At 38.6% G+C, this 11,346-nt stretch carries 10 protein-coding genes and 3 pseudogenes; 2 read left to right on the top strand and 11 right to left on the bottom strand.

Annotated elements, in window-relative coordinates:
• The 7 genes and pseudogenes from HMPREF1253_RS02005 to HMPREF1253_RS02030 all read right to left on the bottom strand — a co-directional run.
• Positions 1–371 (bottom strand): annotated as a pseudogene (locus tag HMPREF1253_RS02005) (polysaccharide biosynthesis C-terminal domain-containing protein); the annotation flags it as partial.
• A pseudogene (locus tag HMPREF1253_RS10680) lies at positions 366–563 on the bottom strand (metal-dependent transcriptional regulator); the annotation flags it as partial. The pseudogenes HMPREF1253_RS02005 and HMPREF1253_RS10680, both read right to left, overlap by 6 nt.
• A gap of 11 nt (positions 564–574) precedes the next feature.
• On the bottom strand, positions 575–2,284 hold the full coding sequence (locus HMPREF1253_RS02010; RefSeq protein ID WP_023055084.1) for an ABC transporter ATP-binding protein: 1,710 nt from the start codon (positions 2,282–2,284) through the stop codon (positions 575–577).
• Complete coding sequence (locus HMPREF1253_RS02015; RefSeq protein WP_008901341.1) at positions 2,284–4,041, bottom strand: ABC transporter ATP-binding protein; 1,758 nt, start codon at positions 4,039–4,041, stop codon at positions 2,284–2,286. Before HMPREF1253_RS02015 ends, HMPREF1253_RS02010 begins: the two co-directional genes overlap by 1 nt.
• A gap of 1 nt (position 4,042) precedes the next feature.
• Positions 4,043–5,512, bottom strand: coding sequence for an ABC transporter ATP-binding protein (locus tag HMPREF1253_RS02020; protein WP_008901340.1), 1,470 nt, complete (start codon positions 5,510–5,512; stop codon positions 4,043–4,045).
• Positions 5,509–6,240, bottom strand: coding sequence for an energy-coupling factor transporter transmembrane component T (locus HMPREF1253_RS02025; RefSeq protein WP_023055091.1), 732 nt, complete (start codon positions 6,238–6,240; stop codon positions 5,509–5,511). Before HMPREF1253_RS02025 ends, HMPREF1253_RS02020 begins: the two co-directional genes overlap by 4 nt.
• Positions 6,237–6,836: an MptD family putative ECF transporter S component gene (locus HMPREF1253_RS02030; protein WP_023055085.1), complete on the bottom strand. Its 600-nt coding sequence runs from the start codon at positions 6,834–6,836 to the stop codon at positions 6,237–6,239. Before HMPREF1253_RS02030 ends, HMPREF1253_RS02025 begins: the two co-directional genes overlap by 4 nt.
• 185 nt (positions 6,837–7,021) lie before the next feature.
• Between HMPREF1253_RS02030 and HMPREF1253_RS02035 the strand changes: the two genes are divergently transcribed.
• A complete protein-coding gene (locus HMPREF1253_RS02035) occupies positions 7,022–8,014 on the top strand; it encodes an AraC family transcriptional regulator (RefSeq protein ID WP_023055086.1) in 993 nt (330 codons plus the stop codon).
• A 140-nt stretch (positions 8,015–8,154) separates the two neighbouring features.
• Here the strand turns inward: HMPREF1253_RS02035 and HMPREF1253_RS10365 are convergent, their stop codons facing one another.
• A complete protein-coding gene (locus HMPREF1253_RS10365; RefSeq protein ID WP_023055090.1) occupies positions 8,155–8,403 on the bottom strand; it encodes a helix-turn-helix domain-containing protein in 249 nt (82 codons plus the stop codon).
• Positions 8,404–8,437: 34 nt separating this feature from the next.
• A complete protein-coding gene (locus HMPREF1253_RS02040) occupies positions 8,438–9,259 on the bottom strand; it encodes an AraC family transcriptional regulator (RefSeq protein WP_023055089.1) in 822 nt (273 codons plus the stop codon).
• A 273-nt stretch (positions 9,260–9,532) separates the two neighbouring features.
• Between HMPREF1253_RS02040 and HMPREF1253_RS02045 the strand changes: the two are divergent.
• Positions 9,533–9,730: pseudogene (locus HMPREF1253_RS02045) on the top strand (plasmid mobilization relaxosome protein MobC); the annotation flags it as partial.
• On the opposite strand, the gene HMPREF1253_RS09820 reads toward HMPREF1253_RS02045, so the two are convergent.
• Both HMPREF1253_RS09820 and HMPREF1253_RS02050 read right to left on the bottom strand, forming a co-directional pair.
• On the bottom strand, positions 9,676–9,963 hold the full coding sequence (locus HMPREF1253_RS09820) for a CD1845 family protein (protein ID WP_081696559.1): 288 nt from the start codon (positions 9,961–9,963) through the stop codon (positions 9,676–9,678). The pseudogene HMPREF1253_RS02045 and the gene HMPREF1253_RS09820 sit on opposite strands and share 55 nt — an antisense overlap.
• Positions 9,964–10,006: 43 nt before the next feature.
• Positions 10,007–11,346: MATE family efflux transporter (locus tag HMPREF1253_RS02050; protein ID WP_023055087.1), on the bottom strand; the 1,340-nt coding region annotated here is incomplete at its 5' end.

An 11,346-nucleotide genomic window follows, 5' to 3' on the forward strand; every position in this document is an offset into this window, starting at 1 on the left:
AGCAGAAGCTGCATCATCATAGCTGATGAGCCTACTCCAAACATTTCTTTTTTTATTTCTTCATCGGACTTAATCTTATGAATTTTAACGACTTTACTCTTTTTCAGGAAGTAGTGCAGCGTTACAACCGCCTGAACAAACTGTGCTGTAATCGTTGCAAGGGCAGCACCTTCAATGGCGTATTCACCCATAACTGTCATTAAAATCGGATCAAGAATGATATTCAGTAAAGCTCCAAGTCCCATTATCATCATGGCTTTTTTCATTAGACCTTCGCCACGCATAACCATGTTTGCGGACTGCGTAAAATTTACAAAGAGGGAACCGATAAAGATTACTCTTAGGTATCTGATACCATAAGCTTTGATCTCGGTCAGGTGCAGGAAATAGTCGCTGTCCATCGTGAGAAAGCCACCGTCCCGCAGGGTTGCTACTACATGGCACACACTGGGCTTTGACACCTCCATGTGCCGAGCCACATCTACGGAGCGTACCATACCGAGTTTCTTTTGAAGAACAAGAATGGTTTCCAGATAGTCCTCCCCGGACGCATGAAGTTTCATTAAGACCTCCCTTATGCAGATAATTTCTGTTCGGCGTTCCACATGGCCGCATACTTTCCGCCTTTAGCCAGCAATTCATCGTGAGTACCGGCTTCAGCAATCTTTCCGCCAGATACCACAAGGATTTGATCTGCATTTTTGACGATGGAAAGGGTATGAGCAATCATTACCACAGTCTTTTTCTCTTTCAGCAGATTGGCGATGGCCTGCTTTACTGCCAGTTCGTTCTCGATGTCAAGGGACGCCGTTGCTTCATCCAAAAGCAGGATCGGGCTGTTTTTCAGGATAGCGCGGGCGATTGAAATTCGCTGACGCTCACCACCCGAGAGAAGGTTTCCGTTTTCGCCGGTCGGCGTATCGTATCCCTTTTCCATCTTGCGGATGAAGCCGTCACAATTAGCCTCCCGGCAGGCAGCCTCGATTTCCTCGTCCGTGGCATTGGGGCGGGCGTGCCGGATATTCTCACGAATGGTATCATCAAAGAGAAATACATCCTGATCTACCATCGAAATTTGTTCCAACACACGCTCAGCGGATATAGGACTGATTGGCTTACCGCCGATACGGATTTCGCCGCCAGTCGGCTCATAGTATTTGGCGATCAGGTTCAAGATGGTGGATTTACCGGAACCGGAATCACCAACAATTGCAGTCAATTTCTGATTTGGAACTATAAAGGAAGTTTCCTTCAAAACTGCTTCGCCAGGAATATAGGAGAAGTCCACATTATCAAAAACAATCTCATAATTCTTAACTGTGAACGGTTCTGTACTGCCGTTTTCTTCTGGCTCATGGATTACTTTTAAAATATTGTTTTTTGAAATCACAAGGTTTTTGTAGCTAAACAAATCTACTGAAATTGCCCCGATTAGCTTTGCCAGCAACATAGGGAGCATACATAAAAGCAGAAAATCAATCGTCTGAATTTCTCCTGCCATCCACGGAGAAATCCCAATAAACATAATAAAAGGAACCATAAGCCAGTTAATAATGTTAAAAGCAAAGTTTATGGGAATACCATGTGCTTCATATTCAAAGCTGACCTGACTGAACAATTGCATTGCTTCTGTGGTTGCCTTATTTTTTGTGCCAGCCACGCCGTATGCACGAAACGTCTGAATACCTTCTATATATTCCACAATGCTGCTTACTGTTTCAGATGAAACCTTATTTTTTCTGGTTCCATACTTTTTTACCGTTCGGAAAGAAAGCCACATTTCAGGAATCAGCATGGAAGTAGAAAGCAAAAGGATCCCTCCTGCGGGCAGATACAAATAACAGATAAATACAATAACCATAACGGCCAGAGCAATATTTTTGGTCAAGTTACTTACCTTGTGTGTCAATATTTGTTCATAACTATTTACATCGCACGTCATTGTATTTACATATTGCCCCACCTGCCCATGTGTGAAGCGAAAGAGAGGAATCCTCTTAAATTTATCTCCAAGGAAAAGGCGAAGATTTTTTGAAACGGCAGCCCCGCCGATCTGGTTCTGTGTATAACCTATACTGTAAATAAGCACTCGCAAAGCATAGACTACGCACAGAATTCCTGTGATCGTTAAGATGTCTGTTGTAGTTGTTTTCTTGCCGAGCAGGATCTGAATGACTAGGTAAATCGTCATATAACTGCATCCAGAAAGAAAACCTTCAATAACCGTGAATATCACGCCTATATTAAAGTGGATATTTTTATGCAATGGCCCTGTTTCTTTCATTATGCTTCATCTCCTTTCCCGCCATAGACGATTTTTCTTGAAGCATTGTAATCGCTCCATGCCTTTCTATAATAATTATTTCTGGAAAGGACTTCTTCATGGGTGCCTGCATCGGTTATCGTGTGATTTTCGACAATTGCCACTTTATCACACATTTTAACTGCACCCAAACGATGTGCGACAATCAAAACGGTTTTCCCTTTGCAAAGATTCTCAATTGCCCGATCTATTTCCAACTGATTTTCGGGATCGGCTGCACTTGTGGCTTCATCTAATATCAGAATAGGAGCATTTTTTAAAATAGCTCTTGCAATCGCTATCCTTTGTTTTTCTCCGCCAGAGAAACGGGAGCCAAAACTGCCTACTTTCGTATCATATCCATCTGGCAAAGACATGATGAAATCATCAATCTGTGCCTCTTTTGCGGCTGCCCTCACTTCTTCCAGAGTGGCGTTACTGCCCATACGGATATTCTCCAAAACACTGTCGCGGGTCAAAAACGTCTTTTGAAATACAATGGATATGTTTTGAAGCAATTTTTCATAGTTTATGTTTTTTACATTTATACCGCCGATTAATACCTGACCTTCCTGCACATCGTAAAATCGGGAGATCAGCTCAATGACTGTGCTTTTACCAGCACCGGAAACACCAATCAGAGCTATTTTCTCTCCTTCAGCTACATACAAACTGCAATTCTCCAGAACATTCTTTTTCCCATCATATGAAAAGGAAATGTTTTTAACGGCAATATCACAATGTGTAGGAAAATCCCCATCGCTTTCATAAACAGGCAACTCCAGTATTTCCTTTGTCTTAGTAACTCCATTCAATGCCTGTGCAAAGGTTGTTCCTAACTGCTGAAGTGGAAGTAGCTCAGTTAAATATAGAGAACCAACATAAGCGAAAAGCAAAAACACACTGGAAGTGATAGAATTTCTTAAAAACAGCATTCCACCAATAGGAACCAAAAGAACCATTCCACATTCCAGAATAATAATAAAAATTGCAAAGGGAGGTCCCATTTTACGCGAGATCAAATTCCATACTCTGTTTTCCTCTTTAATGGCATCCGAGAATTTTTTGAACGATTTACTTCCCATATTATAGGCTTTAATTAACCGCATTCCGCGAATGTACTCAATCATAATCGAATTAAATGCAATAAGAGATTGGTTTGAATCATGCATGATACTTGACATACCCTTAAAAAGATGTATCATAACAATTCCTGCAATCGGAAGGGGAATCAAAGAAATTATCGCTAATGGAATGTTTACTGTCATTAAATAAATAAAAATGACTATCGGACCAGTGAGATAACTTACCAACTCTGGAATATTATGAGCAAGGCATAGTTCCAGTTTTTCAATATCCTCATTTAAAACAGTTTTGATTTCTCCCGTGCTATGATCATCCAGTACGCCTAACGGAACTTTTGCCAAATGTTCCACTATCATACAACGTACACGATATAATGCACCATAAGCTCCTTTATGAGAAAGAACGCCTGAACAAGCCAAAGTAATCATACGCAGGATAGTTGTTGCAGAAATCAGTACGATATTATTCACCAATAACCGTTGTGTTATATTTTCGGATAAAATCGCATCCATAAGGTTATAAATGCCAATATACGGCCCTATTACAAATAAGCCGCTTGCAAAAGCACAGGCGACGGACGCAAAAAGATACCGTTTACTTTTCCCCGACCATGACAAAAGAAGTTTTATTGGGTTTTCTTGTTTCTGCTCCATATCACTTTTTCTCCCCCTGTTCCATAAGTGCATAAATTCTTTCCTTGTTTTCTATACAAACGGGAATATCATCTGCCAAAACGTGACAATCAAAGCGAATCAGACGCGAGCATGTTTGGCAGACAAATTCATAATCGTGAGTGACAACAAATATGACTTTATTTTTTGCAAGGTCCTGAATCAATTTGCTAACTTGCTCCATGCTGTCATAATCAAGACCCGAAGTTGGTTCATCAAAAACCACCACTTCCTTACCGCATATCATACTAACGGCTACAGCAACCCGCTGCTTTTGTCCTCCGGAAAGTGTGTTCGGATGCCGTTTACGGACAGAAAGAAGGTCCAAATCATCTAATGCTCTTTTCACCAGCGCAGGATCAGTGTATCTGATTCCAAACGTACATTCAGCTTCTACACTATCTGCAAACAATTCGTAGTTAACATCCTGCATAACCATAAAAGATCGCTTCATGCGTTCCTTTTCATTTTGTGCATTGCCTTGCCACAAGAATTTCCCTGTGGATCCTTTATGCAACCCACATAAAGCACGAAGGAATGTCGTTTTCCCAGCTCCATTGCATCCGACAACGCCAATGATTTCACCTTTAGAAGCCTGCATTGAGATGTGACTGATAATCATCTGCTTTTTGTAAAATAGTGATACATCTTGTATTTCCAGTACAGGTTTTTGAATTGGAACATTGGCAACAACGGGATACACAGTTTCTAACGCCACAGCGCGCAGCCCCATATTCTTTCTTTCAACATCCGAGAGCTTTCTGAGTTCTGCTGACGTCCAAATTGCCTGGATTTCCCCTTCTGACAAATATACAATGCGATCTGCTATATCAAGAAGATAATAAAGGCGGTGTTCAGCAATTAAAATTGTTTTTCCCGCTTTTTTCAGAAGCTGCAAATATTTTTTTAAGTCCGCTATTGAGGCCATATCCAAGTTAGAAGACGGCTCATCCAACAAGTAAATATCCGGGTCCATTGCATACACAGACGCAAAGGCAACTTTTTGTTTTTCGCCCCCGGATAATTCAAATATATTTCGTCCCTGCAAATGACGGATATGTAAGACATCAAGAGTATTTCCAAGTCTACGATGCAATTCCTCCGGTGGGACAGCCGCGTTTTCTATTCCAAATGCGATTTCACTGTCCACATCTACATTAAAGAACTGGGTCCTCGGATTTTGAAATACAGATCCGATTTTTTCAGCAAGTTGATATGTAGGTGTTTCAAAAACCTTCAGGTCATCCACTTGTACATCGCCATTTAACTCGCCAGGGAAATAATTAGGGATAAGTCCATTAATCAATTTTGTAATTGTTGTCTTACCACACCCAGAACGACCGCAAAGCAAAACGCATTCTCCTGTTTCTACAAATAGGTCAATATGTTTTACTCCGATTTCGGAAGCGGTTGTCCCTGCATAGGCAAAGCCAACATTTTTGAATTGGATCATACCGCACCTCCAATCTCACCTGCGTTCAACGCCAAAAGAAACAAGAAACAAATGATTACCAAAATATCCTGTATTCTAAATTTGATTTGTATCAGACAGGTCCGTGAATGAGGATTTTCAATGCCTCTTGTTACAGATGCAATTGCAAGTTCATCAGCTGCCTTGGACGCAGTCATTAAAAGCGGGACATACAAACACTCAATTGTCATCCCAGGGTGATGAATAAAACCCTTAAAAGAAAGTGATACATCTCTTAAACGCATACCGTCTTTGATATAGTGCCAATCTTCTTGAATTGTCGGAATATATCGCAACATAACCGCCAACGGAATGTATATTCCTTTAGAAAGATGTGCTTTATTCATTGCTGTCAGAAATTCATTTACTCTCGTTGTGGACAGTATGATTCCAGCGAGCATTGCACAAGGATACACTTTGTAGAAAAGCCCCATCCATGCGACAAACATCGTATATACAACACCCGTTTCAAGAGAGAGAACGTAAAGGGTCAGTAAATAAAATAAAGCAAAAAAGATCAGATGGCATAAAGAGCGTTTGGCTTTCCCGCATGTGCATCCAAAAAGTGTGATGAATAACACTAATAGCCATACATGCCGCAACGATGGAGCCATCGTTGCGGCAAATACAGTGATTGCAAGTAACAAGATTTTTGTACGTGGATCAAACGTACACAATCCACTATGAATTTTTGTGTACTGTATATTCATGCTGTGATACCCGCTTTTTCAAACTGTTTCTTTAATAGCTTGCTTCCAACAAAACCGCTGAGCAAAGCAATCACTATTGTTCCGATCAACATTGTTACAAGTACAATCCAACTGGTAGATGCAAGCATACTATCAAGATATTCCTGTGTCGTTCCTTTTTCCAGCATAGTATTTACCCATGTTTGCGGGTTAATAAAATATGCAATATATGTGCCAGTTCCACCCAAGCAAAAGAATACATACGAAAGAATATTCATTTTTTTGCTTTTATAATTTGCAGTGTGTGCGACAATTTCTGCAAGTACTCCACCAATTAAATAGCCGATTGTCATTCCAATGTGCATACCTGTTACAAAGCAAAAGATTGCCATAAGCGCACTTGCAATAAAAATGGGGCCTTTCTTTGGTACTTTCGCAACCATAAGCAAATACACTGGACCAGCAAGAAGAGCAGCACCGACAGGATAGTAGAAAGTGAGTGCTGGCATCATCGCAAACACACCACCGCTAAGGCTGATACAGATAAAGATAATTGCGGAAAAGACACCTGTTACGATAAGTTCTTTGACAGAAAGACCGGATTTCGTGTTAGACATTTTTTGTTCCTCCATTTTGATATATTCCACATTTGACTTTCTAAAATCAATGTGGTAGGCTTTGATTAGTTCCAGCTAACCGCTGTAAAAAACTATACATGAACTGATTTGCTTTCGCAACACATTCAGCCCATTGTCGTCCGATGTGTCTGAAAGTATGTCTAATGTGTCTGAGGAGGATGATTATGTCCGATATTGCTGCTCAATTCAATACTATGTTGATAAAAAGTGGTTTTCAGAAAATGCCACCAAATGGAAAATTTAGCTCTATTGGAAACTTTTATTGTTTGCCTGAATCATTTGGAGAGGGAATTTATTGGATATACGGTGAAAAAAACCTATTTAATATCAAAATACATGATTTCTATTTTTACGAGGATGAATTTTTCGATCAGGAAAGCCTAAACTGGCCGGAGAGCCTAAGCATCACCTATTACGAATCTGTATCTGGTGAAGAAATCATGCCTTACCGGCGCCTTACCGCGGGATGTATAAAAACATTCTTTGGAGGCCAGCACCCATACAAGGCAATTTTTCATAAAAACATACCAATTCGGACGATTGGTATAGAGATTATGCCTGCTTACTATGAAAAGTATCTAAAAGAAGCATTTCCAGATGAATATATAAATCCAGATGAAGCATTTCGCGAGATTGATCAAGCAAATGATTTCCCTGAAATGGTTTCTCTGTTACGCAAAATCTGGAATTATAATGGAGATGGAATGGCCGCAAAACTATTCTTCCAAAGTAAAGTTTTCGAGGCAGTAGCTTTGATTGTCGAACATAACAAAAAGAGTCCAGAAAGAGGGAAAGTCCGTATTTCATCACAGGATATAAAATCTCTTGAAAATGTCGCTGCGTATATCAACGATCATTACAACAGAAAAATTCTTTTAGATAAACTAGCGCGCATTGCCTGCATGGGAACAACAAAGTTGAAAATTACATTTAAGCAGGTCTATTGCTGCACCATTACGGAATATATTCAACAGCGGCGTTTATCTCAGGGAGAAAATCTCCTTTGCTCCACCGATTTTTCAATTGAGCAAATTGCTCTGGCTGTTGGATATAGTAATGCTGGTCGTTTTTCAAGAGACTTCAAAAAAAGTACTGGTCTATATCCTTCTGAATATCGGAAGTGGGCACAGCAAAAAAAATCAATAAAAACGATATAACAAATCATTCTGTTTAGAGAAGTTCCTCTATAAACTATTGAAATATCATCTTCTTTCTCTTGTGCTTAGCAAAGCAGAAGGAAAATATTTCGACATATTCGAAAATCCCCTTGCTTTTTTCTACATAATAGCAATCATGTTTAGTTGGGCAAGAAGCGAGCGTCAGGGAATTTTTCTCTGGCGCCCATTTTATGGCACCGAATAGGAATGATAAAATCCCCCAGTTCAACTGGGGGGGCAATAATGCCCTCTTTGGAGAGCCACCACCGGAGATAGGCCCTTATAGTGCCTATCTCCGGTGGTGGCTCTCCAAAATGTTTTTTAAAAGCTGAAGAAAACTTGCCTTGATTTAAGTATCCTGCTAAATCCGCTATTTCTCCGATAGACATACTTGACTTATGAATTAGTAACTCTGCTGCCGCTTCAAGACAAGTTTTTTTTAATGAAACTGCCTATTGAATTTCCGGTTATATAAGCAAAACATCTTTTAAGACTTGATTCAGAAATTGCATATTTTTTTGCCAGTTCAGAAATAGAATATCTGTCAAAAGGATTTTCCATAAGAGCTTTGTAGCATTCTTGAGTTGCTTCGTACACAGGCTCAGAAAAGGATGGAAGTTTATGTGTGTCTTTACTTTCAACTAAACTCAGAAATAGTAATAGTTCTATTGTTTTAATTATTGAATATGGAAGCTGTATCCTCTCATCAACCCTATATAATTCACCAATAATATGATTGATTTCATGACGAGAGCGGATAATTAACGCCGCCCCATTTTTGCACACCTTATCCCGCATTTCAAACAAATCTATATTTCCATATGGAAAATATTTTGAAATGGACTTTTGTGCTATACTCATATCAATAAAAAGAGAAAGCCCAACATATTTTTTCATGGGAATACAAGAGTTTTCAAACGGTACTTTCCCAAGTTCTAAAACACTTAAATCTCCTTTCCCAATAAATGCGCGTTCATTATTTTCCAACTTAAATTCATAGCACCCTTCAAGGCAATGATCAATTTGTAAGATTCCTTCTTTAGGTGTTATTTTTTGATGTGTTGTTCCCATATTTAAGTTGTTATAAGATAATTGAATTCCTTCAAGCAAATCATAACAACGCATTTCTCCTGTACCCGTTTCGTTTCTAAAACGATAAACTTTCGCATTATCAACATTTTTCTTCTCCGAAAAAATATACCCATTGTAGGCGTTTTCGATAATACTCTTTCTATTTAACTCCATACCTTTTGTCTCGCTTCTTGATAATTTTTTGCTATTATACCATAAATATGAGCCTCCCTCTTCCCATCTCTTGTTAAATTTGATATACTGTTCTGAAAATATGCTTAATGCTTGCTATCTTAATCGTTCTTTTGTAGCAAGCACAGTAAGTGTACGGACACTTACGAAAAATTGACGAAGCAGCCCTTTGGGATCTGCTTCTTTTTTTATCAATTTTTAACTTGTTAGGGAGAACCCTAAGACCCCGAAATACACTCAAAGGAGGAACTAACTATGGCAAATAGAATAAGAAACGAAAGACTTGAAATTAAACTAACTGAAGAAGAAAAAGCTCTTTTTGAAGAGAAAAGAAAACTTTCAAAGTGTAGAAACATGAGCCATTTCATCCACAAATGCGTTTTGGAAAAGGAAATTTATCAAGTGGATTTAGAGCCTTTCAGGGATTTACAAGGCTTACTTTCTAATGCAACATATGCTCCAATCATTGGTACGCCGTATAGACTAACTAAAAATCCAATAATCAATACTTCGATTCCGATGGTAACTTCTTTTTGTAAGAAAGATGCTATTGCTCCAAATATGCAAAACATCATCAGCAAATATAGCAGTGCCGTTCCTATTCCGAGTAAGAATGTCAGAAAGGCAGTGAGAATACTAAGCAGGAAGCTGATTGGGAAAAAGATTATTTTTATTATCCATCTCATAAAATATATTCCCTTTATTAAAGACTTAAATTCTTTAACTCTCCTAAAACTTTAAGCTAAAATCATCTTTTTTAATTATTTCGTAATAGATGGATGAAATTATGAGGTTAACTAACCAACCTAAGGGAACTACGTACCAGACCATCTCTACTCCTATTTTATGGGCAAGGGTTATAGATAAAGATACCCTTACAAAAAGATTTATGAGATTTGCTAGGGTGAAGACTCTTACATCTCCCACTCCCCTTAAAGATCCATCAACACAGTGCTTGCTTCCTACTAGGATAAAGAAAAAAGCGATGAATTTTAGATAGGCATTGGCTGTGTTTATGGCAAGAGCTGAAGAGTTTTCATTCATAAAAAAAGCCGTTATGGCAGGATAATTTATTCTTAGTATTATTAAAACTAAGAGGCAATAACAAATGGTTAAGCTTAAGGATGCTCTTAGTCCTTTTCCTATCCTTTCTAGTTTTCTCGCTCCAACATTTTGAGAAGTGTAAGAAGAAACTGCGTTGCCAAGGCTTGTTATTGGAACTATAATTAGGATTTCAATCCTCATTGCTGCAGAAAAGCCTGCCAATATTTCTACACCGAAAGAATTTACAACTGATTGAACGAGAAGCTGACCGATAGTAATGGTTGATTGTTGTAAAATTGATGGAAGGGCAAGATTTGTGACAAGTTTTAGCTCCTTAAGGTCAAAAACCCTGTCAATTTCCACATCAAATTTCCTCAAGTGCCTTATAAAAATTGCAAAAGAAAAAATAGCTGACAAACCTTGGGCTAGGAGGGTGGCGTAAGCTGCTCCCTTAATACCGTATCCTAAGTCTTTAACCATGTAAATATCCAAAATCACATTCAATACTGATGAAAATATCAAAAAGTATAGGGGGATTTTTGATTCTCCAAGAGCCTGATAGAGGGCTGATATAATATTATACATAAACAAAAATGGCAAGCCATAAAAATAAATGTCTAAATAAAGAATCGACATATCCATAATATCTGCAGGAGTATTTAAGATAGCCATTAATTTTTCAGAAAATATTAGTCCAAATATCGAAAGAGCTAAGGATAGGAATAAAAATCCTATCATGGATGTATAAATAGAACTTTTCATTCTTTTATAATCTCTTGATCCAAAATATCTTGCTATAAGAACTGAAGCTCCTGCCCCACCTCCTACTGCTATACAAATAAAAATGGTAGTTAGGGCAAAGCTTGCTCCAATAGAAGCAAGTGCTGCTTCGCCAACGTATTTACCAACGACAGCAGAATCTACTAAAGTATAGACCTGTTGGAAAAGTGAACCGATAATCATAGGCAGGGCGAATTTAATAATCGCCTTACTCGGCTTTTCATCAGTAAGATAATGATTCATAT

Source organism: Peptoniphilus sp. BV3C26 (assembly GCF_000478985.1).
GTDB lineage: Bacteria > Bacillota > Clostridia > Tissierellales > Peptoniphilaceae > Peptoniphilus_B > Peptoniphilus_B koenoeneniae.